Consider the following 24765-nt stretch of genomic DNA (forward strand, 5'->3'; position numbering starts at 1 on the left):
GTATGCATAGGAATAGAGGGGAGTACAAAAGAAAAGAGTGCCCCTGTCAGCAATGACAAGAAGCACCCGTATTGAGTGGTTACGGCTACATAGCCGAAAGTAAACTCTTGCTAACCCATCGGAATCCGGAAGGTTAGTATCTCGTACGGTTTAATATCAAAAGAAATTCGGCCATTCTCCACGATGCAATCCGCTTCGTTATTCTCTAATAGATCACAAGCATATGCTGTGGCACCTGATCCTTCAGGCAGCTGAAGTGAAGCCCGACTGCGGCGACCATGTGCTTCGTACATCCGGATGATCATATCATCGTTGTTCTCGGCTTTTTTGATAACCTCCAACACGACATTCTCCTGATCCACCGATGCGAGTGACCACACCCCAGGCAGCGTTCCGGTTTGTGATGCAATCTCACGGGCAACCAGAGGACGGTTGATATCATAAGCAGCTTGGATGACACGTCCCTCACGGAAATCTCCTTTGTGCGGATAGAGGGAGTACGTGAACACATGCTGCTCCTTATCGGCGTTCTCATTGGGATACGTGGCACTTTTGATCAACGACAAACGCATGACGGAGTTATGAATATCATATCCGTATTTGCAGTCATTCAACAGAGCAGCGCCGTACCCGTTCTCCGCCAGATCGGCCCACTTCTGTCCGCATACTTCAAATCGTGCCTGATCCCAGCTTGTATTACGGTGGGTAGCACGCTCCACGTTACCGTACTGGATTTCATAGACCGCTTTCTCACTCCAGATATCCAGCGGGAAGGCGGCTTTCAATAACAGGTGCTCCTGCTTCCAATCTACAAATGTACGGAAATCGATCCGGCGCGTATGCGCATAGAAGATGATTGTCTGCTTAATAACAGATTCCAGGAACTGTCGCTTCACTTGCAGCACGGAACGCACAGGCCCACTTTCAATCCACTCCAGCGACTGGAGGTCATTAATCTCCCACATATGCTGTTCGTAATAATCGTCAATGTTCCACGCCTCGTATTCTGCAGGTCGATCCTCGAATACTTGCAGCACGTTACCGCGCTCGCCAGGCTGAAGCAACTCACGGCCCTCCAGCTTGTCCCATACGGATACGAACTCGGCACTTTCATTCAGGTGAATATCGTACCAAGGTGTATGGATGTGGTGCTGGTCTGCTTGCCATTGTGCAACCGACACGCCAGCACCAGCACCCAGATCGGCGGCCACATCCGACGTGATGCGGAAAGTCTTATACCCGGATGCCGGTACATTTTCAGCGAGGAATACTAACCCACCATCCAGCGCATGCTGGCTCGGTACTGGACGATCACCATCATAGACGGTCACATTTCTCGCAAAAGAAGGAAGTTCAACCACATCCGTTCGTTCGAATCCGGTCGGGTTGAATACCACAATGGCTTCGCCGTCAGACGTAATGCTGCTCACAATGCCGTTCAGGGCACTGTTCTTCAGCTCATCTGTGACATGAATGACCTCTTCATATTGCTCCTTCGAATCCACATAGACCTGCTCAATGGAGCTACCTGGGAGAATATCATGGAACTGGTTCAGCATCGTCAGCTTCCATGCATGCTCCAGTGCATCGGTTGGGTAGACCGCTCGTGCATCCGCCTCACGATGAATCATGGAATACAGCTCGGCATCCGCCAGCGCAAATTCACTATGCCGGTTATATCGCTTGTTACGAGCCATGGACGTGTAAGTTCCCCGGTGGTATTCCAGATAGAGCTCTCCCGACCAGCGTGGAACGCAGCGGACATCGTCCAGATTCTGTTCCAGCTTCTCGAAGAACTCTCGTACAAAGGTACGTTTCACGTCCGGTACGCCTGGCAACCCTTTTTCAAGCCGTCTGCCGTGCTCCAGCATCTCCTCGGTTGGACCGCCGCCCCCATCGCCGAAGCCGTAACACTGTAACACATCTGCATTGATATTTTTGTTCTGGTATCGTTGCCATGTGCCCTTGACTTGAGATGCATTGAATCGCCCGTTGTAGGTCGTCTCGAAGCGGCGCTGCCTGAAATCAGGATGCTTGTCATAGTCTGTCGCTGTAATGAAATGGGTTAAAACCTCAGATCCGTCGATTCCTCTCCAGTACATCGTGTCGTTTGGAATCTGGTTTGTATCATTCCAGGCGATTTTGGTTGTCATAAAATAATCAATGCCGCTCTTGCGCATAATCTGTGGCATCGCCGCGCTATAACCGAATACATCCGGCAACCAGAGAACACGGTTCTCCACGCCAAACTCTTCCTTGAAGAAACGCTTTCCATATATAATCTGACGGATCATGGATTCGCCCGAGATCAGGTTGCAGTCGGCTTCCAGCCACATCGAACCTTCCGCTTCCCAGCGGCCTTCGGCCACTTTTTCCTTGATTTTCTCATATAGAGATGGATAATCGGCTTTTAAATACGCATATAACTGGGGTTGCGAGGACATGAAAGTATACTCGGGAAACTTGTCCATTAAGTAGAGTACACTCGCAAAACTCCGGATGACCTTTTCCCGTGTCTGATCGAGTGTCCATAGCCATGCCACATCAATATGGGTATGTCCGATGCAGTGAACGGTAGGGATGTGATCACCCGCAGGGCGAGTTTCACCGTAGATATGATTTTGCATATAGAGGCGGGCTTCCAGCACCGATGCATGAAAAGTAGTACTGTTTTCCTGACGCAAATCCAGTAGATTTACCGCCTGATTCAGATGTTCAATCAACTTCAGCCGCTCCAGATCATCCTCACGCAGTAGATCTGCGGCATCAAGTGCAGCTTTGAGATCGTAATATAAATCCGTGACAGGCTGATGATGCTCAGCTACATATACATTGAGAAATACATCTGCTGCCGAAGTACTACAGTACGCATAGAGTGCCAGTTCGAATTCTTCACCTTTTACCGCAGCATCTGTCAGATCGATCTCAGTATGGTTCACGTCCAGACCGCAGATCAATTCCCCATTCAGAAATGCTAGGAATTGCGGATTATCATAGTTCCAGATATCATCAGCACCAGTGACGATGGTACAAACGACTTTTTTTCCTTCCATATGATCCGGGATGCGAATCCGGGTTTTGAAGCAGCTGTGCACATCTTTACCGCCCCAGCCATCACCTTTACGAAACACGTTCCAGGAGGAAGGGTCCTCATGAACCAGTTCCCAGGAGTGATAACCACTTTCTTTATGATAAAGCTCGGGTATATATGTCTTGGAGGTCAGTCGTGCACGTTCCAAGTGTTTCGCAATGGTATGGATTCGAGTATACAAGGAATTCATTATCATGTTGGTTTCCCACCTCGGTTTATAGTAAGTACAGGCTGTAGTCGTTGTTGGATCAAAGTTAATGCAAGCGCTAATATATCAACTTTATCATACCAAACAGAAACAGCGTCAAACTATGTATTGTATGCTGAAAATAGCGTATTTTTATTGCATTTCATGCTAAAATGAACTCATTAGTATTGGGAAGAGGGGGCATGTCCATGACACATTCCGTTTTGGCATACGAACAGGGATATGCGATCCATATCAACCAGCCTGGAGATTCACTGTTTTATCATCTGGATTATGATGAACGCTCCCATGAACTGAATATGGAGTTTCAGCATTTTCACGATTTCTATGAGATCTGTATTCTTCTGGATCGCACGGCTGCACACATCATTGAAGGCAGTTTGTACGAGATTCAGCCTTATGATATCGTTCTGCTGCGGCCTTCCTTACTGCACAAAACGCAATATCCCAAGGGAGTGCCACCCAAACGATTGATGATCACCTTTGCCAATACCACGTAATACACCTAGTCTTGAGAGCGGTTACACAGAACTGTTTTCGATCTTTGATGAACCAATCCCGATATTTCGATTTACAGAAGAACGGCGCCAGGCGGTATTGGCTCCTTTAAACGAAATCTTTATGTTATCACAGAATCCCTCAGTACTTCATTCGGTTGCAGTTCATGGCAAGTTCGTTGAGTTTCTCTGCGCAATTCATCGATACTCAGCTGAGAATAGCTACGTTCGTGAAGAGACAGGCTCGTCCATGTCCCAACGGATGTATGCTATTGCATCATATATTCACAGTCATTACCAAAATGAGCTATCGCTCGAAGAGATATCCAAACGATTTTTCGTAAGTGCTCATCATTTATCCCGTCAGTTCAACAAAGTCACAGGCTTTACATTTACGGAGTATATTCAGATGACCCGAATTCGCAATGCTCAACAGATGCTTCTGAACTCCAACAAAAAAATTACCTATATTGCGGCACAATGCGGCTTCGCCAGTTTCTCACAGTTCAATCGCATCTTCAATAAACTCAATGGCATGTCACCGAGTGCCTATCGCCGAAGTAGACATTCACAGAGTGAACGTGAAGTGGCGAACATGATGGGTAAACCTGAGCGCTGACTTGAGGCGGGTTGATCTGGTGATATCCGTAACGATGTGCTGATGAATGGCGACAGCCAAGAATGTATAGAGAACATACAAAAAAGGCAATCCCTTAACTTACAAAGGGATTGCCTTTTCCTTCTATACACCAATACGTTTGCATATGATCTCACGATCAGACTCGCTTATGTGCGGCAATGACGCTTGCTGTTATCCCTGGTCCTTCGGTGCCAGCTCAATGGCAGAGCGAATGGCAGCCAGCATACTTTTATCATCGGCGATGTTTTTGCCAGCGATATCGAAGGCTGTACCGTGATCGACAGACGTACGAATGATGCCGCCTTTCAGGCCAACGGTGATGTTCACACCTTCTTCGATGCCCATTACCTTGATCGGTGCGTGACCTTGGTCGTGGTAGCAAGCTACGACGATATCGAAGTCACCGCGACCAGCGCGGAAGAAGAGTGTGTCCGCCGGCAGTGGACCAACAACGTTAATGCCTTCTTGCTGTGCACGTTCAATGCCGGGCTGCAGTTTCTCTTCTTCTTCTCCATTACCGAACAAGCCGTTCTCCCCGGCATGAGGATTGATTCCGCATACGGCAACGCGCGGATTCTCAAAGCCTGCTTTTTTCAACGTATCATGAGCAAGCTTCACGACGGTGTAGGTTCTTTCCGGGTTAATACTCGCAATGGCATCGATCAGACCCATGTGTGTTGTCAGGTGAATAACGCGCAGATTCGGCGTGGTCAGCATCATCGAGAAGTCCTGCGTATCCGTCAGGTCAGCCAAAATCTCGGTGTGCCCCGGATACAGGTGCCCGCCTTGATGCAAAGCTTCTTTGTTCAAAGGTGCGGTGCAGATGGAGTGAATCTGCTGTTTTTTGGCAAGATCAATGGCTTTGGCGAGAAACTGGAATGCTGCATCTCCAGCCACGGCAGATACTTTACCATATTCCAGATCCGCAGGAACGAGGTTCAGATCAATCACATCCACAGTACCGAATTCATACTTGGCTTCAGAAGGCTCTTGAATCGCGTTAACGTTCAGACTTGAGCCGATGACTGGCAACACACGCTCTAGAATCTTCGCATCACCGATAACGAGTGGATTGCACTGATCGTACATCTCTTGATGACCCAGTGCTTTCATAATAATCTCCGGTCCAATACCTGCTGCGTCGCCCATTGTAATTCCGATTGTAGGTTTCATACGAGAATACCTCCTTTTAATTTTTGAATCGCATGGATAAAGACATCCGGTTTACCGAACCCGCCTGCTTTGGTAATCACATGCAGATCATCAATCCCGATAAACTTGGAGATCGGCACGCCGATTTCAAGCTCATCCAGCAGCTCGAAGCCGCTAATATTCCATTTCAGACAGATTTGCTTAGCCGTATCGCCACCAGTCATGGATACCCCTTTGAAAAGTCCCTCTTCCAGCAGTCTGGCACAGATCTCACCCATCGCGAGTACAATTTCATTGCTGACTTCCGTGTGGTTGAGACCGCGCATTTCGCCCGTTGCCCGTGCCAGTTCAATATCGACTTGTTCTGCGGTGGAGTAGAGGACGACATCTTGTCCTTCCAGCGCTTTGGATCTTACCTCTGCATATACACGTTCCATTTCCTCTGCTCGGTCTACGGATGCAGATACAGCCTTGAAGGAGTGGAAAGAAACGGACGAGATGCGGGTCTGTTTCAGCAGCAGCTTTAACTGCTCGCGGGAATTTTTGTTCACGCTGCCCACAACCGTCAGGATGGGACCCGGATTCTCTGGTATCGTGAGTTCGGCAGACTTGGATTCAAGCTCGTAGTGAGCAGGGAGGTAGTTGGCAATGCCAGCAGACCCTGCCCAGGCAAAGGTATAATCCAGTTCGCGAGTCATCTGCAAGATCATCTCCAGATGCCGTTCTTCTGTGGAATCTACGAGTACATACGGAATGTTATTTTGTTTAAACTGGTCTAGTTTCGATTGAATGTGGCCTTGGCCAACTTCCAGATCAGCTATCGTAATCTCGCCCACTTCGTAATTAGTCTGCTGTTTCAGCAGATCTGGAAGGTAGGAAAGAGTTACAGGTGTCTTCGGATCATTCGCAATCTCGGTTTCAGCGAGCGGAACGCCGTTCAGATAATGAACACCCTCCAGAATGGTACGGTTATTTTTCGGATAGCCCGGAGCGATCATCATAAAATCAGGTTTGACGACATCATACAGGGCATCAATCTCGATGCCGATATTTCCACGCATGGTTGAATCCATCTTTTTGAAAATTGTCTCAAATCCATTGTTCGTCAGCAATTCAGCTGCACGATACACACGGTTATACGCTTCCTGCGGGGATATGGAACGACTATCTGTATCAAAGACGACGGCATCATAACGTGTAAGAGGCTCCTCATCCATATTAAAAAGTACACTGGTCTTCAAGCCATGGCGGGCAAGCTGCACCCCGCTGTCATTGGCGCCGGTCAAATCATCTGCAATAATGGCTAATTTCATGCAGTCATCCCTCCTTGTAAACACACTTTTTATAGAAAATCCGTTCAGATCACCAATTAAAAACAGATTGAGCACGTTAGATCAGGTGAAAACCATTTATGTGGTGGGTCGTTGATTGTATTTCTCGACTCCGCCTGATTTCTCCAGTCGTTTGGAGAGGAACCCGATGAAGATCGGTAGCAGGATGGCCGTAGTAACCACACTCGCGGCAATCTGTACTGTTGCAATCTCGGCAATAGGTCCAAATGAAGCATTAGCAGCCACGATGGCCGCAGGTGTACCTACCGCATTCCCGGCAGTTGAACCTTCGGAAGCACCAACGATGGGATTCCAGCCAATAGCTTTGAACAACAGATATCCAATTCCGCCTGTGAGAAGAACGGTCAGAACGCCAAGCATGATTCCACCAAGTCCACCTTGGATGATCGACGAGAAGTTGATTCCCATACCCAGTGAGAAGGCGAAGAACGGAACAAGTTTGTCGCTGCCTTTGTGCAGCCACTCCGCCAGATTGCGGTCCAGATTACCAATAATGACACCAACGATGAGCGGAAGCAATACAGCAACGAATGCCATAGGAGAGAACATGCCATTGGCGAAGCCCATTGCACCGAAAATGGAGAGCGCTACCATGGTTAGGAAAGGGCCATCGCTGAGTGCGAGGAACGGATAGGCTGCTTTGTCATCTTCTTTACCGTATTGACCAGCGAGTGCAATGTACAAACCGCCGTTCGAGTTGGTCATTGCGGCAATAATGGCAAGTGGGGCAAGACCCAGGAATAATCCACTTGAGTCAGCAAATAGAATGGCAACGAGACCGAGTGCTGCACCGATCGCCCACTTGACGACCAGCAAGGTAACGCCCTTGCCGACGGATGAACCTGCTGTTTTGAACGTAATCTGTGTACCCGCAATCAACAGGAATAGTGCAATCAACGTACTGGAACTGTTAACGAAGAGAGCTTCCGTGAATCCGCCAATGCGCAGGGCATTCGGGAAGAATGTATTAATGGTTGCACCGAGTAACAGGGGAACGACCATCATACCGCCAGGGATACGATCTAAAGTTGCTTTAATGTTCATAGTAGTAGCTCCTTATGAAGTAATCGTTTTTATGAAGCGCTTGCAGGATTATGTTATCCCATATCGTTTAATATAGCAACAATAAATTATTGTAAATTTTAAATGCATGATAAACTGTTTAAAAATGCAACACGTAAAGGCGATAAAAAAGACGTAAACTTAAAGTTAATCTTTAAGTTTACGCCATAATGTGGCTCGATTAATCCCAAGGCGCTCTGCGGCCTTCGATTGATTATTATTTTCCTCCTGGAGAACGAACTGAATAACTTCTTTCTCAATCTCCTTCAGCGTACCATTCAACCTCATTTGGCTTGAAGAAGGTTGCTGCTCGAGCAAGCGGGACAAGGTAGCCGTGGTGATGACATAATCCTGTTCGTTGAGTGCAGCCTGCTTGATCAGATGCTTCAACTGGTTGACATTCATATTCGTGATCTGATCCCGAATTATCTGTAGCGCATCTTCTTTTATTCTCACCGCTGTAGTTCCATATTTCTGGTAGTAATCTGTAAGGAAATGCTGCATCAGTGGAGCCAGATCCTCCGGTCTATCCGCAAGATTTGGCATCATAATCGTATTAAGCTCCAGATCAAGTGACCACTGTGGGTTCAATGCCTGCTCCCCGAGTATAAACACCCCAATCTGGCTTTGAAGACAGTTTTGGATAAAGGAGAGCAGCTCCGAATCTTCCATACGTGCTTCCATATGATTAATCTCTACATTTCGAACCTTGGCGAGTGGTATCTTGTGCAAATGACCGGGCGGAACTTGCGTGAGATCTATCTGTAACAGCAGTCCGCCACCGGAGTACATCTGATGAATGTGTTTGACCAGAAAAGATTTACCGGAATCCGCTTCACCCCGCAGATAGATCGGTTCATGATTCTCGTAGAGTGCCCGAATGTTCTTCAATACCGCCTGCATGGCAGGGGAATCAGCAACAATGGGCTCCATCGATGCATCCGTAAAAGTTGTTATGCCGAATTGTGCAAAGGCATAGGGTTGTCCTTTTTCCAGCATATATACCTTGTAGCTCTTGTTGTTCAGAGTTGTTTCATACGCGTTGACCGTGAGCTGGTAATCGTCTACCATGAACACATTTTGGATCTGGGATTGATGGAATTCCAGGCTGGTGTTGGTCAGATATATGTGATTATCGGTCAGTGGATTTTTCTCGAAATCGGTCAGGTTCTCGAACACCACTTCATTCCGTTCATTTAAAATAAGTAAATTCGGATGTTCCTGTGTAACCAGGTCATTCAGGATGATCGATATCGCATGATTTTTGCTCAAATAACGGTAGACCAGCTGTGCATCCTCCATCGCTCTAAGGATGGATTCCTGGCCGGATTGGATCAACAATCCCTCCAGACCATAGGTCTTCGCGGTATTGACGGTGATCACATCTCCGACAATCTGACGGTACCCGGAAGCTTTCAACTCCAGGAGCAATCGAGCTACATCTTCCGAGCTATGTATGGTATAGACCTTGAGGGGCAGATCCATCAGATCAATAATGGATTGTGCACCAGAGGTGATGTTGGAGAAGCCAACGATAGCCGTTTGGCCGTTAAACTGGCTCGCCAGTGTAAGTGAACGAATCATATCATAGCCCGATAACTGCACATCAATGACGGGAATGGTCACGGCTTTCTTAATCAATTGGGCCGTTCCGCCGCGGCTGATGATAATCTCTGCACCGTTTTTCTCAGCTTGAGTTGCTAATTCCACACCGTTCGCCAAATCGCCCACGTCCGTCTGAATGGCTAACTGGGGAAAGCGAGGAATGCACTCTTGTATGATAGGAATCATCGATTGGTAGGGAGCGATAAAGTGAACTCGTGTACGCATAATTTTCCTGCCTTTTATAGAAATCATTGATCCCCTTATTATAGCCAACTTGCGGAGGAATGGCACCTTTGGGGGGAGCCAACACTGTTATATTTGCAAAATGCCTAAGTGGTATGTCGCCATAACTCTTCGAGTCGAATGTGATGAAGTGGGGCCTTCCGGTTGAACCATAGATCAGGTAGGGATTTGTTAAAGTTAGAAAAGGATTAGATCTTAAGGAATGATCGCGTTTTGTGTGTTTTTACAGGATCATGAGGCGACACTATAAGTACTCGTCTTTTCTTATATTGCGTTGTTATAGTATGGATTTGGATCGTATTCACTCCACTTGCAATCGTGAAATGTGAAACGTATGTCGCCGTATTCATGTATTATAGTATACATATGAACTTTTCGGAGGAGGAACAAGTAATGGGAATCTTATCGAGGTTTAGAGACGTGATGAAGGCGAACGTGAACCACATCTTGTCGCGGGCGGAAGACCCGGAGAAGAGCGTGAATGAGTATATGCGCAGCCTGAGCAGTGATCTGGGTCAGGTAAAAGCGGAGACGGCGGCGGTGCTGTCGGATGAGAGCCGGGCGAAGCGAGCATTGGATGAGTGCAGCGCCGAGGTCAAGAAATTGCAACGGTATGCTGAGAAATCAGCGGAGTCGGGAGACGAAGACAAGGCACGTGGTTTTCTGGAGAAGAAAGTGAAGCTGGCTGACAAATTGAACGAATTACAGGCTGCCTATGAGCGAGCTTCCGCCAAAGCGAAGATGATGAAGCATATGAATGATAAATTGGTTGCAGATCTGGGGCAACTGGAAGCACGGCATGAAGAACTGAAAGGTCGAATGGCAGATGCGAAGGCACAGCAACAGGCCAATGAACGGAGTGCATCTGCGGGCAGAACTGATGCTGCACTGAAAGCGATGGAAGACAAGGCGAACCAGGCGCTGAACGAAGCAGAGGCTTTGGCAGAACTTCGCGCTGGAGCACAGGAAGATGATTTGGACGAATTAATTGCTCAATTGGAGAGGGAAATGAACGCGGATGCGGGTAATAATGAGAATGCGTCGCCAAGTGCAGAGGAAGAACTCGCAGCGATCCAGGAAAAGCTGAAGAAGGGAGTTTAACTTGTACACTACAACGTAGAGGGCAGAAATAAGCTGAAGAAGCGGAGCTACAAGCTTTCTGAAAGAAAGCTGCATCGGAAGCAAACACTTCGCCTTTAAGAGCGATCGGAAGGTTGTTCTGCCAGCGAAGTTATACAGTGTCAATTAGAATCATATTTCGTTAACATTGAGGTGAGCAAATGCCGGTTATTGAATATAAATGTCCGAACTGTGGCAGTGGCATGATCTTTGACAGTGTGTCAGGCGCATTATCCTGTCCCAGCTGCGGCCGTCAGGACAACATAGAGCAGATTCCAGATCCCTTGAAGAGACAGGTGTTCACGGAGAATGAGGTTAAGGAATACCACTGTAACAGCTGCGGAGCTGACATCGTGACAGAGCCGGAGACCAGTGCGACGACTTGCAGTTTCTGCGGTGCAGCGGTTGTGCTGAGTGATCGACTGACGGGCAATCTAGCCCCCGCGATGGTGATTCCCTTTTCCATTAACAAGGATCAAGCCAAGCAGGCATTCAAAAAGTGGTGCAGAAACGGCCTCTTAACGCCAAGTGGCTTCATGTCCGCCGATCGGATTCAGAGCATTACCGGCATGTACGTGCCGTTCTGGTTGTACGAGTTACATAACAAAATCGAAGTGCATGGTCGTGGCACCAAGGTCAGATCTTACACCCAGGGCGACTACCATTACACGGAAACACAGCATTTCGATATATACCGCAGAATTCGGCTGAATTACGTGAATCTGCCCATTGATGCATCGGAGAAAATGAAGGATGAACTAATGGATAAGCTGGAGCCTTTTCCATATAATCAGCTGAAATTGTTCAAGACCCCGTATCTGGCAGGGTATATTGCGGAAAAATACAGTTATACAGACGAGGAACTTTTCCCACGGGCCAAGGATAAGACGAGATCTTACATTGATTCTTATATTGCTTCAACCGTATCCGGTTATAGCAGTGTGAGCTACACGGACAAACAGATTGATACCACACTCAAAAATGCGGATTATGTGCTGCTCCCCGTGTGGATGGTCAACTATGACTATAATCGGGCACAGTACACGTTTGCCATGAATGGTCAGACAGGTAAGGTGGTCGGCAAACCGCCGATCAGCAAAGCCAAAGTGGCTGGATGGTTCGCAGGGGTCTCTGCGGTCTCGTTGTTGTCACTGAAGTTGGTTTCCTGGATGATGGGAGGTGGATTCTTATGAGAAAAAGAACCCCTCTGGCAGTGATGGCTACGCTCATTTTACTTATGATAACCCTTGTTGCTCCGTTGATTCCCATGTCATCGGCATCCGCAGCGGAGAGCAAAAATCTCATCTACGATGAGGCCAACCTGCTAAGTGAGCAGGAGATAAGTGAACTGAATGCACTGGCGAATCAGTATGGTGCCGAACGGCAGACGGACTTTGTTATTTTGACAACAAATAATGTTGAGAATCAGGATGTTATGCTCTTAACTGAAGATTTTTATGATGAGCAGGGGCTAGGATACGATAAAGAACATGGCAATGCTGTCATATTGACGATGGACATGAATAATCGCGAAGTGTATCTGGCTGGATTTTATAAGGCAAAAGAGTATCTGGACGATGAGCGGCTTGATTCTATCCGTACCCGGATTACCTCTGAATTGTCCAGTGGGAATTATAAACTCGCATTTGAGAAATATATTGAGCTCTCTTACAAATATATGGGGTATGAACCTGGTGTGAATCCAAACAATATCTTGTTCAACGGTTGGTTTCAGTTAGGAGTATCGGTGGTTCTTGGGGGTATTTTTGTTGGTGTTATGACTTATCGTTCCGGGGGACGTGTCACGGTCAATCGTGCGACTTATGAGGATTCAAGCAATTCCAGTGTAATTGATCGTCAGGATCGTTATATCCGTACAACCGTAACCAAGCGCAAGATCGAGAAGAACAATAACAATGGAGGCGGCGGCGGCGGTACCTCCCGAGGCGGTCACTCACACAGTGGAAGTAGAGGTTCGTTCTAGTCACTAATGCGTATGCGGATTTTTTAATTAGAAGGGATGGGAACGAGTATGGGGTTTTTCAGAAATCAATTTTCGAATGTGGTGGAATGGGAAGAGTTCAGAGATGACATGATATTTTGGAAGTGGAGCAACCGGGAGATCAAGAAGGGGAGTAAACTGATCATCCGTTCGGGTCAAGACGCCATTTTCCTGAATAACGGTAAAGTGGAGGGGATTTTCGAGGACGAAGGATCATTTAATATCGATTCCGAGATTATCCCATTCCTTTCTACATTAAAAGGATTCAAATTCGGATTCAACAGCGGCATGCGGGTCGAAGTATTGTTTGTAAACACAAAAGAGTTCACCGTGCGCTGGGGCACACAAAGTCCGGTGTTGATTCCGACACCACAGCTCCCGGGCGGAATGCCGATTCGGGCCAACGGAACATTTAATTTTAAAGTGAGTGACTATGTGACCCTGATTGATAAGATTGCAGGCATCAAACAGAGTTATCTGGTAGAGGATGTCAAAATCCGAATCACTTCCGTGCTGGATCAGCTTCTAATGAAGTGGATTAGCCGTGAAGGGAAGGATATGTTCAACCTGCAGGCCAATGCATCGGATATTGCCAAGGGTATTCAGGAAGATCTGGATATGCAGATGATGGACATCGGCATTGGAATTACCGGTTTTCAGGTGATGAGCTTCAATTATCCGAAAGAGATTCAGGATATGATTACGAAGACCGCTTCGCATGAGATGATTGGTAATCTGCAGAAGTATCAGCAGGTCAGCATGACAGATGGCATCTCATCCGGTAAAGTACAAGGCGGCGGCGCAGCTTCGGATATGGCGGGTATGATGATGGGGATGAACATGGCCAATGAAATGATGAAGAACATGAACCAGAACCAAGGCCAAAACCAGAACCAGAACAACAATTCCAATGCGTCATCGAACCAGAATGCCGACCAGAAGCCAGCGGGAAATAGCAACGGTGATTCAGGTAACTCTCCATCTACAGAAGGTAACAAGAAGCCAAACTTCTGCCCGAACTGTGGAGCCAAAAATGAAGGAGCCAACTTCTGTCCAAACTGTGGTCAGAAGCTGGGCTAATAAAATAAATAAATAAATAAATGAAGGGCTAGTCCAGCAGTAGTTGAGATATTGCGGAGCTAGCCCTTTTTTTTGTCGACTCATAGTTAAAGCAACATGGCGGAGAGCAGAGGAACGGATTCATAATTTAATTTTGATAGAAGAGTTGACAACCGATCACTCATTTATCTTTAACTTAAGATATTTAATTTGAATATAAATAACAACCAAAAACAAATATCTTTAATCCATTACACGAGGAGAGATCAAGATGATCCCAACATTGACCAGAATAAATGAACTTTCAAGAAAAGCTAAAGAGGGCGGATTGACAGAGATGGAGCAAGCGGAACAGATTCGTCTTCGTCAGGAATATCTGCAAACCTTTCGCGGTTCGATCAACGATATTCTGCTGAATGTAACCATCTATGATCCGAACGGCGATGACGTGACTCCTGACAAATTGAGACAGGAACAGGCTTCTCAAAAATAATAACTAGACTTCAAACGATCATAAATCTTAATTTAAAGATAATACAAATTACTATAAATAATCAAAATCAAATTACACTGATACCTAATTAATTCAAAACATGCTTACCAAACCAAGGAGGAATTAATCATGACTATTCAAACAGCAGGTATTCACCATATTACAGCTTTCGCAGGCGATCCACAGGCCAACGTTGATTTTTATGCCGGAGTTCTGGGACTTCGTCTCGTGAAAAAAACAATCAACTTCGATGCACCTGATGTATATCATCTGTATTTTGGCGATGAACACGGAAGCCCAGGTACTATCATCACCTTCTTCCCATCTGCTGGATCACCACGGGGCATAATTGGCGGAGGTCAGGTCGGCATCACTTCCTATGTCATTCCTCCTGGGTCGATGGGCTTCTGGCAGAACCGGCTGGAACAGTATAACATTGAGGTAACCAAGACAAGTCGCTTCAATGAGGAGCTGCTTCAATTCGAAGATAGCGAAGGCTTGCGGCTGGAGCTTGTTGAACGGGAAGAGGGAGCAGCCAGCACTTGGGCACATGAAGGAAATCCAACAGATAAAGCAATCAAAGGCTTCGGTGGTGCTGTCCTGTTCAGTATTAACCCGCAAAGAACGATGGATGCTCTTGAGAAAATCATGGGATTCATCAGAGTGAGTGAAAATGAGGAGTATGCCCGTTTCCGGTCCAGCGGGGATATCGGTAATGTCGTAGATGTTCCGGTGACCCGCATGGCTCTCGGCATGGGCGGCGCAGGAACAGTGCACCATATTGCATGGCGCGCCAAAGACGATAAGGAGCATGCACAGTGGAGTGAAGCTGTACGCGAATATGGCTACCAACCTACTCCAGTTCGGGATCGTCAGTACTTTAACGCAATCTACTTCAGAGAAGCTGGCGGCATCCTGTTCGAAATTGCTACAGATCCTCCTGGCTTTGCCAAAGATGAACCTGCTGATTCGCTTGGACAAAAATTGATGCTGCCTGAGTGGTTCGAGAAATACCGCCCTCAAATTGAGGACAATCTGCAACCAATCGTGGTAAGAACGCTCGTACCTGCTACAGTACAATGAAGTAAGGTAGATGGCGCTCAGAGCTTTTCCTCTGGGCGCGTCACCAGGTCAGCGAGTAGGTAACTGGGTGAGCAACATGAGTCGTATTATGAGGAAGTTAAAGGAGCATTGAAGGATGATGGAGAAAAAGGTTACCTGGCTGGAGCTGTTTTACGATCTGCTCTTCGTAGCAGCGGTCGCCAAAGCGGGTCATGTCTTGTTGCATGCCGAACACGGAGTAATTACGTTTGAATATTTAATGAAGTTTGTGCTTATTTTTATCCCTGTTTGGTGGGCATGGGTCGGTCAGACCTTGTTTATTAACCGTTATGGGCAAGACATCCTGATCCATAGAATATTTCTCATCCTTCAGCTCCTGTCCGTTATGGTTATGACGGCGAGTCTCTCTACCCATTTTGACCAATATTACCTGTCCTTCTTCGTGGGTTATATCGGTTCACGGGCGTTTACGGCCATTCAGTATCTGACGGCTCACAAGTCAAAAGGCGAACATCAACAGCAAGCGGCCCGTTACTTGGGTATCTGTTTCCTCATTGGGATATTGATCTCATCAGGTTCATTGTTCTTCGATTCCTGGTTACGCTACGTGATTTTGTATGCGGGGATTGCTGTGGACATCGTCCTTCCGCTGATCGGACGCAAAAATCTGGTGAAAGTACCAGTTCAGACCCATCACTTGTTGGAACGTTTTGCGCTCTTTACACTCATCCTGCTGGGTGAATCGGTAGTTAGTATTATCGCAGTCCTGCAAGCTGATCATTGGGATATGGAATCCATTCTATTTGCCGCCTTTACGTCCATATTTGTCATTGCGATATGGTGGCAATACTTCGACAACGTGGAGAAAAAGGTCAGCAAAGAGATTCAGACTGCCGGGCAAGCGATTATATACGGACATCTGTTCATCTACATCTCCATGAGCATGATCGCCGCGTCTATTCAACTGTTGTATCAGAATCAGCTAAACTATGTGTTCATGCTGGGGTTTGTATTTGGATCAGCGCTACTGTATTTCTTGTCGACCTCCCTTGTGTTCCATCGTTACAGACCTGCACACCTACGACTCGGCCCGCGTCATCTGGCGGTGATGGTAGGGCTGCTGGTGGCATTTGTCCTTGTAGATCTGGTCTATCGGGTTCCGGCTTATGTCATCATGGGCGAAGAGATGTTATTCTTCCTGGTGTATGCGAAACTTACAACTTGATGTAGTGATCTAAAATGAAGAAAAGTCACGGACAACAGGCGTCCGTGGCTTTTTGTTATGCCACTAATCGTGGACAAGCCTTCATAATATAGATTAAGCGCAAATCTAATTTAATTTCTTCTATAGAATCTGTTAATATGAGACTATGTACAAGTGAATCTACCAGATCATAGAATATCTTTTTATAAAATGAGTGTACGTTTTGTTAGTTCATTTTATATATAGCGATTCGTAGATATGGGGATGACAATCAGGAGGGAAATCATTGAGCACACATCAAATCGGAGTTCCATTGGAAGGGTTTGCAGAATTTAGTCGTACGGTTGCCGCAGAAGGAGCCGTTTTACTCAGAAATGAAGGCCAAGTGCTTCCGCTTCGCGAAAACGAAAACGTTTCAGTTTTTGGTCGAATTCAAGTCAATTATTATCGCAGTGGTACAGGTTCAGGCGGTAGTGTTCATGTGGCGTACACAACGAATCTGCTAGATGGTCTTCGCAGCAAAAAGAATATTACCGTTAATGAAGAGCTGGCAGCTGTCTATGAAAAGTGGATTGAGGAAAATCCATTCGATGATGGCGGAAAAGTATGGGCGGCCGAGCCATGGAATCAGAAAGAAATGCCCTTGACAGATGAACTGGTTGCACAGGCCAGAAGCAAGTCCAGCAAAGCAATTATCGTGATTGGACGTACAGCGGGAGAAGATCAGGATAATGCGGATGCGCCAGGAAGTTACCAACTGACAGAAGATGAGAAAGCGATGTTGAAACAAGTCACTTCGCAGTTCGAACACACAATTGTCGTGCTGAATGTCTCGAATATCATCGACATGAGCTGGTTGAATGAAACGTATCTACATCCGATCCAAGGCGTAATTTACTCTTGGCATGGTGGTATGGAGGGTGGCAATGCGATTGCTGATGTGCTGGCAGGCGACGTTACACCGAGTGGTAAACTGACAGATACGATTGCATATTCCATCGAAGATTACCCTTCGACCAGCAACTACGGCAATGAGTTCAAGAACCTGTATCAGGAAGATATCTATGTAGGTTATCGTTATTTCGAAACGTTTCGACCTGAGCGAGTACAGTATGAATTTGGTTACGGTCTGTCTTATACGACGTTTTTGACCCAGCATGAAGAAGCAAAGTCAGTGTCCAAAGACGGCGAAACCTACATCGAAGTACGTGTGAATGTGACCAACTCAGGTACAACATATGCGGGCAAAGAGGTTGTACAGGTCTATTATGAAGCACCACAAGGTAAACTGGGACAACCCGTGAAGGCTTTGGTGGCTTTTGGCAAAACAGGATTGTTGCAGCCGGGCGAGTCAGAACTTCTGACGATCAGCTTCCCGATTCATGCCATGGCATCCTATGATGATGCGGGTGTTACAGGTCTTACTTCCGCGTACGTATTAGAAGAAGGCACATACCGACTGCATGTAGGAACCAGCGTGAAACAAGTGCAGCACATCAGCATCGATGGCCAGGATGGATATGTTATCGAATCCCTTCAATTGGTGGAGCAACTGCAAGAAGCGATGGCACCAACCGAAGACTTTACACGGATGAAACCAGGTCTTCGCAAGGAAGATGGATCATATGAACTGACTTATTCCGAAGTGCCGAAGCGTAAGGTATCCATGGCGAACCGAATTGAAGAGAATCTCCCGCAAACGCTGGAGCAGACGGGTAATCAGGGATACAAGCTGAGTGACGTTAAGGCTGGCAAAGTGAGTCTGGAAGCCTTCATCGCTCAACTAAGTGATCAGGATCTGGCGGCAATTATCCGAGGCGAAGGCATGAGCAGCCCGCTCGTTACTTCAGGGACGGCATCCGCATTTGGTGGTGTCAGCGACAGCCTGTTCAACTACGGTATTCCGGTAGCATGTACGGCAGATGGCCCGTCCGGTATTCGTATGGATAGTGGCGAGAAGGCAACACAGGTATCCATTGGTACGTTGCTTGCGGCGACATGGAACAAGGATCTCGTTGAAGAGTTGTATGTGATGGAAGGACAGGAACTGCTGAGAAATCAGGTGGATACCCTGCTCGGACCTGGACTCAATATCCGCCGGAGCCCGCTCAATGGCCGGAACTTTGAATACTTCTCCGAAGATCCACTGATCTCGGGTGTATTTGCGGCAGCATGTACGAAAGGCATTATGAAGGGTGGTTCCAATGCCACACTGAAACACTTTGCCTGCAACAATCAAGAGAAACACCGTAGCAAAGTAGATGCCGTTGTCTCTGAGCGTGCACTGCGTGAAATTTACCTGAAAGGGTTCGAAATCGCTGTAAAAGAAGGCGGAGCGAACTCTATCATGACCTCCTACAACCCGGTTAACGGGCACTGGGCGGCATCCAATTACGACCTGAACACCACGATTTTACGCGGAGAATGGAACTTTGAGGGTATCGTAATGACGGACTGGTGGGCCATTATGAATGATGTGACCGAAGGCGGAGAGGCTGATCGCAAATATACCAACTGGATGATCCGTGCCCAGAATGATCTCTACATGGTTGTACCGAACTACGGCGCAGAGATCAACGGCTGGGACGATAACACGATTGAATCTTTGGAAAATGGAACATTGACTCGTGGAGAGCTGCAACGCTCGGCAATCAACATCTGCAAGTTCATCATGAATGCACCGGTGTCCGGCAGAAAACACGAGATCGTGGAGAACGTCGCTTCGTTCCAAGCGAATGCCTCCCTATCTGCTGCACAAGCTCAGGCGCTGGTTGAGAACGCACAGGTGAAACCTGCAGTAACTGAACCTGTCTACATGAAAGTGGACGAGGCAGGCCATTACCGGATTATCGTACAGATCATGTCCCCAGAGCCGGAACTCGCTCAAAGTGCATGTAATCTGCTCCTGAACGACCAGTTGGTGACTACCATCCAAACGAATGGTACGGAAGGCAAATGGATCAGACAGAAACTTGTCAAAGTAGACCTTGAAGCAGGACTGTATGAATTGAAACTGGACTTCACGAAACCAGGCCTCCAGATTGACTGGATCGAATTCAAGCAGGTGTAGAAGATAATCGGAAATATCAGGTGATAACAGCAATCGAAAGGTTGTTCTGTCATCAAAAGTAGAATACGTTGGTATGACAAAGGACACTGTACGCGGGTGTCCTTTGTTGTAACACAGAATAGCTACTGTTATGATAGTGTTATGAGATTCGTAGTTCTGAAGAATGGGGTCAGGGGTGTTGCGAGGAATGAGAAATTATAATTTTTTGAGTCCAATCCTGCTGGTTGTGGTAGCGCTGATTGTGAGAAGCTTGGTGACCAACCTGGGAGTTCTGTTCGGCTTAACACAAGAAGCAGCGAGTAATATTGCCATGATTGCCATGTTGATTGCTGCACTGATCATGTTTAATCGAATGACGAAGGCTCGGCGTAAAAAATAGAAAAAGCTCGGATAACCTAGAAGGTTATCTGAGACATGAAGACACCCTCCGGGTGTCTTTTTTTTGTATTGACGTTCTGATCCTAACGTTTTAGACTATTGCTAATAAATAATAACATTATAGATAACAAAAATAACAAAATTCAATCAGACATGGTACTGATGTCCGTTGCACTCTCTATTTGCCATCCCTATTCCGGTCACAAAGGAGAATCCATTCATGAAGATCATTGCCGACAAACCATATATCTTTCAGGAAGGTCAGCCTTTGCAGATTGCGATCTGGAAGCTGACCGTTGCCCATAATGATGAGGAAGGACCGCAGGAGCACTGATGATGCACTTTGTCGGTCCTTTATGTCATGGAGCGGTGTAGTGTACCAGTACGATCATATCCATGGATGCTGGAACGATCGGATGAGAAAGCGGGTTAAGCATTTCTGATTTGAGCGCGTCTTATGATTAATATGGATGAAGGGAGCGACCCTTATGAAAAGACAGCCTGTATTGGAAGTCATCGCTGTGGATGCGGCAGATGCCAAAGCAGCTGAAGAGGGAGGGGCAGATCGGATTGAACTAGTGTCTGCGATGTCCGAAGGCGGGCTTACCCCCAGTTATGGTGTTATTGAGCATGTGGTGTCCCAAGTATCCATCCCGGTGTATGTCATGATCCGTCCACATAGCCGCTCGTTCCGCTATAGCACAGATGACATCCACGCTATCACTCGAGATATACGCGTGGCGAGGGAACTTGGAGCCACTGGCATCGTGATCGGTGCTCTTACAGAAGATGCGGAAGTGGACCTCATAACCTTGCAATTATGTATGGCCGAAGCTCAGGGGTTGGGCGTTACGTTTCATCGTGCAATTGATGTGAGCGCAAGCCCGGTGGCGGTACTCAAGGCCATTAGCACATTGGGCACTGTGGAGCGCGTGCTTACATCAGGAGGGAAACAGACAGCCCCTGAAGCCTTACTGGAACTGAGACAGCTTCAGGAACTGGGGCAAGCATTGAATATCATCGTTATGGCGGGCTCAGGGGTAACCATAGACGGGATACAAACCCTTGTAAAACAAACAGGTATTACAGAGATACATATGGGATCAGGCGTGCGGTATGAAGGTAGCTTCGAACTTCCCATTGATCCACAAATGGTCGCAGAAGCCAAGCAGCAATTGTTACGTGCCATTCAACCCTACGATTTGAAGGAGTGATACGCCATGAATCATGGATTGCAGCCAGCCGAATGGATTAAGGCCGCAGCACAGGTCAGCCCATCCGAACGCCAATTGAGATGGCAGGAGATGGAGTTCTACGCGTTTATTCATTTTACGGTAAATACATTCACGGATCGGGAATGGGGAACTGGGGAGGAAGACCCGGTCATCTTCAATCCTTCTGAACTGAGCGCAGCGCAATGGGTGCAGGCATGCAAGGCTGCGGGGATGAATGGGCTAATCTTGACGTGCAAGCATCATGATGGATTCTGTCTGTGGCCCAGCCAGTTTACAGAGCACACGGTTGCAGCCAGTCCGTGGAGGAACGGTGCGGGGGATTTGGTTCGGGAAGTCGCCGATGCCTGCCGTGAGGGTGGATTGAAGTTTGGCGTGTACCTTTCTCCTTGGGATCGGCATGAAGCCTCCTACGGAGATTCGGCAAGGTATAACGAGTTTTTCCTCCAACAGTTACGCGAGCTGCTTACGAATTATGGCGATATCTGCTGTGTATGGTTCGACGGAGCGTGTGGGGAGGGCCCAAATGGCAAAAGGCAGGTCTATGACTGGGACGCATATTATGCGCTTATTCGTGAGCTCCAGCCTGAAGCTGTCATCTCGGTATGTGGTCCGGATGTTCGCTGGTGTGGTAATGAAGCGGGACATACGCGGGAATCGGAATGGAGCGTTGTACCAGCGCATATGCAGGATAATGAGAAGATTCAAGAGCAATCGCAGCAGGTGGATGATGGTGAGTTTGCCAGAAAGATGAATACGCAGGACAGTGATTTGGGAAGCCGAGAGGTCATTCGTTCCCAAGGGGACCAACTGATCTGGTACCCTGCCGAGGTGAATACCTCGATTCGCCCAGGATGGTTCTATCATGCCAGTGAAGATGATCAGGTCAAAACATTGGAAGAACTGCTCTCCGTCTATTACGGCGCAGTGGGGGGCAACGCCACCTTTTTACTCAATCTGCCACCGGATACGCGTGGTCTCATTCACGAACGGGATGTGGAGCGACTACAGGAATTGGGAGATTCGCTGCGTACCATTTTTCAGGAAAATTTGGCCTTGCAGGCGCTGGTAGAAGCATCGGAGACGATGGATGAACAGCATGCCGTATCGGAGGTGCTGACGGAAGACAGGGATACGTATTGGTGTCCGAACGAAGGAACGGAGCAGGCTTGGATCGAGCTGGATTTGCAGGAGGAACGATCTTTTGACCGGGTGGTGCTGATGGAGCATATTCAGACAGGCCAACGGATTGAGCATTTTACACTGGAGTCACAGAGGGCGGATGGTGGTTGGGAAGCGTTCTACACGGGGACAGTGGTGGGGTATAAGCGAATTTGCTGTTTCCGACAGGTCACATCGAGAAGGATACGATTAACCATTCATGAATCCAGATGGCACCCTACGTTGTCCGGGTTAGGCATATATCTGAGCGAACAAGGAGTTGTGTAAAATGTCCGTGCTGACGTATAAAGGGTCTCAATTCATGTATGATGGCGAGCCTATTCGGATTATTTCGGGTGCAATTCATTATTTCAGAGTGGTCCCCGAATATTGGGAGGATCGACTACTTAAGTTGAAAGCCTGCGGTTTCAATACAGTGGAAACGTATGTGCCGTGGAATGTCCATGAGCCGCAGCCCGGGCAGTATTCTTTTGAAGGTATGGCTGATCTGGAACGATTTATTCGCATTGCGGGAGATGTGGGTCTACATGTGATTGTTCGCCCAAGTCCTTATATATGTGCCGAGTGGGAGTTTGGCGGATTGCCTTCCTGGTTGCTCGCGGATGATGACATCCATCTTCGGTGTAATGATGCAAAATTTCTGGCGAATGTGGATCGTTATTATGATGTGCTTTTGCCCAAATTGAAGCCCCTGCTAAGCACCAATGGCGGGCCGATCATCGCGATGCAGATTGAAAATGAGTACGGCAGCTTCGGGAATGACGCGAGTTACCTGCGATATTTACGTGATGGCATGGTGGAGCGTGGTATGGATGTGTTGTTATTTACTTCAGATGGACCGACAGACCACATGCTACAAGCGGGATCAGTGCCAGGGCATCTGGCTACGGTCAATTTTGGATCAGGGACGGAGGGAGCGTTCGCCAAGCTGTGTGAATATCAGGCAGACGAACCTTTGATGTGCATGGAGTACTGGAACGGCTGGTTCGACCACTGGGGAGAGTCACATCATACCCGAGAAGCCGCAGATGTGGCTGGTGTGTTTGAGGAGATGCTTCGAGCAGGAGCTTCGGTTAACTTTTATATGTTCCACGGAGGAACGAACTTCGGATTTTACAACGGGGCGAACTGTCAGCAGAAGGATCAATACGAACCAACGATTACAAGTTACGACTACGATTCACTGCTTAGTGAATCCGGGGAGCCGACAGCGAAATTCCATGCGGTGCGTGATCTTATTGCTCGGTATAGCAACGAAGATATGGGTGGGCTTGTGCTCCCAGAACCGAAGGGGACCATCGCCTATGGGCGAGTGGAGTTGACCCAGCAGGCATCATTACTGGCGCAGTTGGACCGGATATCAGTCCCGGTACAACGTACGAATCCGGAACCGATGGAGAAACTGGGTCAGGATTATGGCTTTATTGGTTATCAGACCCGGATATCCGGGCTCAGAGAGCGACAGGAACTGGTGGTTCAGGAGGTGCGTGACCGTGCGCTTGTGTTTGTGGATGGGCAATTTCAGGGTGTTCTGGAACGCGGCAATACAACATTGTCGGTATCCTTTGAAGTGCCGCCAGAGGGCGCAGAACTATTGATTCTTGTTGAAAATATGGGGCGAATCAACTATGGCCCGTATCTGAGAGATCCGAAGGGGATTACGGAGGGGGTGCGGCATGGTTTTCAATTTTTATATGATTGGACGATTCATTGTCTGCCCTTAACCGATCTGTCGGGTTTGCAATTCAGCGATATGATTAGCGAAACAATTAACGAAGTACAGGGACCAGCATTTTATCGAGGAGAGTTTCATATCACGGATGTAAGAGATACTTTTCTGCGTCTGGATAACTGGACCAAGGGAGTTGTATTTGTAAACGGATTCAACCTGGGGCGATACTGGAATAAAGGTCCGCAAAAAACGTTGTATGTACCTGCTCCACTCCTTCATGAAGGTGAGAATGAAATCATGATATTCGAGCTCCATCAGACGTCTGAACTGGCCGTAACGTTCGCGGATACACCGGATTTGGGTTAGAAAAGGAAAAAAGTAGAGCCAAACGATTATTGGCAATTGTCGTGTCCGCCGGAAAAAGGTATACGTTGGGTATGGA

At 47.5% G+C, this 24765-nt stretch carries 19 protein-coding genes; 14 read left to right on the plus strand and 5 right to left on the minus strand.

The features are described from left to right. Nucleotides 1–110: 110 nt before the first annotated feature. Nucleotides 111–3287 carry an alpha-mannosidase gene (locus M1D71_RS01000; protein WP_458124896.1) on the minus strand — a complete coding sequence of 1059 codons (3177 nt, stop codon included), beginning with the start codon at nucleotides 3285–3287 and terminating at the stop codon, nucleotides 111–113. Nucleotides 3288–3487: 200 nt separating this feature from the next. Between M1D71_RS01000 and M1D71_RS01005 the strand changes: the two genes are divergently transcribed. Both M1D71_RS01005 and M1D71_RS01010 read left to right on the plus strand, forming a co-directional pair. Next, nucleotides 3488–3799 carry an AraC family ligand binding domain-containing protein gene (locus tag M1D71_RS01005; RefSeq protein WP_458124897.1) on the plus strand — a complete coding sequence of 104 codons (312 nt, stop codon included), beginning with the start codon at nucleotides 3488–3490 and terminating at the stop codon, nucleotides 3797–3799. Continuing rightward, nucleotides 3783–4415 (plus strand): helix-turn-helix transcriptional regulator, encoded by a 633-nt coding sequence (locus M1D71_RS01010; protein WP_458124898.1) that lies wholly within the window; start codon nucleotides 3783–3785, stop codon nucleotides 4413–4415. Before M1D71_RS01005 ends, M1D71_RS01010 begins: the two co-directional genes overlap by 17 nt. 192 nt (nucleotides 4416–4607) lie before the next feature. On the opposite strand, the gene pdxA is transcribed toward M1D71_RS01010, so the two are convergent. The 4 genes from pdxA to M1D71_RS01030 form a co-directional block, all read right to left on the minus strand. Beyond that, the gene (pdxA, locus tag M1D71_RS01015; protein WP_017691213.1) at nucleotides 4608–5609 is read right to left on the minus strand and encodes a 4-hydroxythreonine-4-phosphate dehydrogenase PdxA; all 1002 of its coding nucleotides are present in this window, start codon (nucleotides 5607–5609) and stop codon (nucleotides 4608–4610) included. Further along, nucleotides 5606–6901 (minus strand): four-carbon acid sugar kinase family protein, encoded by a 1296-nt coding sequence (locus M1D71_RS01020; protein ID WP_458124899.1) that lies wholly within the window; start codon nucleotides 6899–6901, stop codon nucleotides 5606–5608. The genes pdxA and M1D71_RS01020 overlap by 4 nt, the downstream gene beginning before the upstream one ends. A 96-nt stretch (nucleotides 6902–6997) precedes the next feature. Then, the gene (locus M1D71_RS01025) at nucleotides 6998–7984 is read right to left on the minus strand and encodes a 2-keto-3-deoxygluconate permease (RefSeq protein ID WP_062837727.1); all 987 of its coding nucleotides are present in this window, start codon (nucleotides 7982–7984) and stop codon (nucleotides 6998–7000) included. 165 nt (nucleotides 7985–8149) lie between these two features. After that, the gene (locus M1D71_RS01030) at nucleotides 8150–9832 is read right to left on the minus strand and encodes a PrpR N-terminal domain-containing protein (RefSeq protein WP_458124900.1); all 1683 of its coding nucleotides are present in this window, start codon (nucleotides 9830–9832) and stop codon (nucleotides 8150–8152) included. A gap of 411 nt (nucleotides 9833–10243) precedes the next feature. On the opposite strand from M1D71_RS01030, the gene M1D71_RS01035 reads away from it, so the two are divergent. From M1D71_RS01035 to M1D71_RS01090, 12 genes are all read left to right on the plus strand, one after another. After that, nucleotides 10244–10951, plus strand: coding sequence for a PspA/IM30 family protein (locus M1D71_RS01035; protein ID WP_458124901.1), 708 nt, complete (start codon nucleotides 10244–10246; stop codon nucleotides 10949–10951). Nucleotides 10952–11130: 179 nt separating this feature from the next. Further along, nucleotides 11131–12162, plus strand: coding sequence for a TFIIB-type zinc ribbon-containing protein (locus M1D71_RS01040; RefSeq protein ID WP_458124902.1), 1032 nt, complete (start codon nucleotides 11131–11133; stop codon nucleotides 12160–12162). Beyond that, nucleotides 12159–12953, plus strand: coding sequence for a TPM domain-containing protein (locus M1D71_RS01045; RefSeq protein ID WP_458124903.1), 795 nt, complete (start codon nucleotides 12159–12161; stop codon nucleotides 12951–12953). Before M1D71_RS01040 ends, M1D71_RS01045 begins: the two co-directional genes overlap by 4 nt. Before the next feature lie 48 nt (nucleotides 12954–13001). Then, nucleotides 13002–14051, plus strand: coding sequence for an SPFH domain-containing protein (locus M1D71_RS01050; protein WP_458124904.1), 1050 nt, complete (start codon nucleotides 13002–13004; stop codon nucleotides 14049–14051). Nucleotides 14052–14301: 250 nt separating this feature from the next. Next, a complete protein-coding gene (locus M1D71_RS01055; protein ID WP_458124905.1) occupies nucleotides 14302–14523 on the plus strand; it encodes a DUF896 domain-containing protein in 222 nt (73 codons plus the stop codon). A 129-nt stretch (nucleotides 14524–14652) separates the two neighbouring features. Next, nucleotides 14653–15606, plus strand: a complete 954-nt coding sequence (locus M1D71_RS01060) for a ring-cleaving dioxygenase (RefSeq protein ID WP_458124906.1) — start codon at nucleotides 14653–14655, stop codon at nucleotides 15604–15606. A 115-nt stretch (nucleotides 15607–15721) separates the two neighbouring features. Then, entirely contained in the window at nucleotides 15722–16810 is a 1089-nt protein-coding gene (locus M1D71_RS01065; RefSeq protein WP_458124907.1) for a low temperature requirement protein A, read from the plus strand. Between the two features lie 265 nt (nucleotides 16811–17075). Then, nucleotides 17076–19859, plus strand: coding sequence for a glycoside hydrolase family 3 C-terminal domain-containing protein (locus tag M1D71_RS01070; protein ID WP_458124908.1), 2784 nt, complete (start codon nucleotides 17076–17078; stop codon nucleotides 19857–19859). A 187-nt stretch (nucleotides 19860–20046) separates the two neighbouring features. Continuing rightward, the gene (locus M1D71_RS01075) at nucleotides 20047–20238 is read left to right on the plus strand and encodes a hypothetical protein (protein WP_458124909.1); all 192 of its coding nucleotides are present in this window, start codon (nucleotides 20047–20049) and stop codon (nucleotides 20236–20238) included. Between the two features lie 487 nt (nucleotides 20239–20725). Next, complete coding sequence (locus M1D71_RS01080; protein WP_458124910.1) at nucleotides 20726–21451, plus strand: copper homeostasis protein CutC; 726 nt, start codon at nucleotides 20726–20728, stop codon at nucleotides 21449–21451. Nucleotides 21452–21457: 6 nt separating this feature from the next. Then, entirely contained in the window at nucleotides 21458–22918 is a 1461-nt protein-coding gene (locus M1D71_RS01085) for an alpha-L-fucosidase (RefSeq protein ID WP_458124911.1), read from the plus strand. A 1-nt stretch (nucleotide 22919) separates the two neighbouring features. Beyond that, a complete protein-coding gene (locus M1D71_RS01090; RefSeq protein ID WP_458124912.1) occupies nucleotides 22920–24689 on the plus strand; it encodes a beta-galactosidase in 1770 nt (589 codons plus the stop codon). Nucleotides 24690–24765 lie beyond the last annotated feature (76 nt).

This window comes from Paenibacillus sp. Z3-2 (assembly GCF_054161325.1).

What these genes read in the sequence shown, in the direction of transcription:
- M1D71_RS01030 (WP_458124900.1), bottom strand. Translation starts at nt 9,832, where the DNA reads ATGCGTACACGAGTTCACTTTATCGCTCCCTACCAATCGATGATTCCT.
- M1D71_RS01000 (WP_458124896.1), bottom strand. Translation starts at nt 3,287, where the DNA reads ATGATAATGAATTCCTTGTATACTCGAATCCATACCATTGCGAAACAC.
- pdxA (WP_017691213.1), bottom strand. Translation starts at nt 5,609, where the DNA reads ATGAAACCTACAATCGGAATTACAATGGGCGACGCAGCAGGTATTGGA.
- M1D71_RS01045 (WP_458124903.1), top strand. Translation starts at nt 12,159, where the DNA reads ATGAGAAAAAGAACCCCTCTGGCAGTGATGGCTACGCTCATTTTACTT.
- M1D71_RS01035 (WP_458124901.1), top strand. Translation starts at nt 10,244, where the DNA reads ATGGGAATCTTATCGAGGTTTAGAGACGTGATGAAGGCGAACGTGAAC.
- M1D71_RS01075 (WP_458124909.1), top strand. Translation starts at nt 20,047, where the DNA reads ATGAGAAATTATAATTTTTTGAGTCCAATCCTGCTGGTTGTGGTAGCG.
- M1D71_RS01080 (WP_458124910.1), top strand. Translation starts at nt 20,726, where the DNA reads ATGAAAAGACAGCCTGTATTGGAAGTCATCGCTGTGGATGCGGCAGAT.
- M1D71_RS01040 (WP_458124902.1), top strand. Translation starts at nt 11,131, where the DNA reads ATGCCGGTTATTGAATATAAATGTCCGAACTGTGGCAGTGGCATGATC.
- M1D71_RS01065 (WP_458124907.1), top strand. Translation starts at nt 15,722, where the DNA reads ATGATGGAGAAAAAGGTTACCTGGCTGGAGCTGTTTTACGATCTGCTC.
- M1D71_RS01005 (WP_458124897.1), top strand. Translation starts at nt 3,488, where the DNA reads ATGACACATTCCGTTTTGGCATACGAACAGGGATATGCGATCCATATC.
- M1D71_RS01020 (WP_458124899.1), bottom strand. Translation starts at nt 6,901, where the DNA reads ATGAAATTAGCCATTATTGCAGATGATTTGACCGGCGCCAATGACAGC.
- M1D71_RS01050 (WP_458124904.1), top strand. Translation starts at nt 13,002, where the DNA reads ATGGGGTTTTTCAGAAATCAATTTTCGAATGTGGTGGAATGGGAAGAG.
- M1D71_RS01090 (WP_458124912.1), top strand. Translation starts at nt 22,920, where the DNA reads ATGTCCGTGCTGACGTATAAAGGGTCTCAATTCATGTATGATGGCGAG.
- M1D71_RS01085 (WP_458124911.1), top strand. Translation starts at nt 21,458, where the DNA reads ATGAATCATGGATTGCAGCCAGCCGAATGGATTAAGGCCGCAGCACAG.
- M1D71_RS01025 (WP_062837727.1), bottom strand. Translation starts at nt 7,984, where the DNA reads ATGAACATTAAAGCAACTTTAGATCGTATCCCTGGCGGTATGATGGTC.
- M1D71_RS01055 (WP_458124905.1), top strand. Translation starts at nt 14,302, where the DNA reads ATGATCCCAACATTGACCAGAATAAATGAACTTTCAAGAAAAGCTAAA.
- M1D71_RS01060 (WP_458124906.1), top strand. Translation starts at nt 14,653, where the DNA reads ATGACTATTCAAACAGCAGGTATTCACCATATTACAGCTTTCGCAGGC.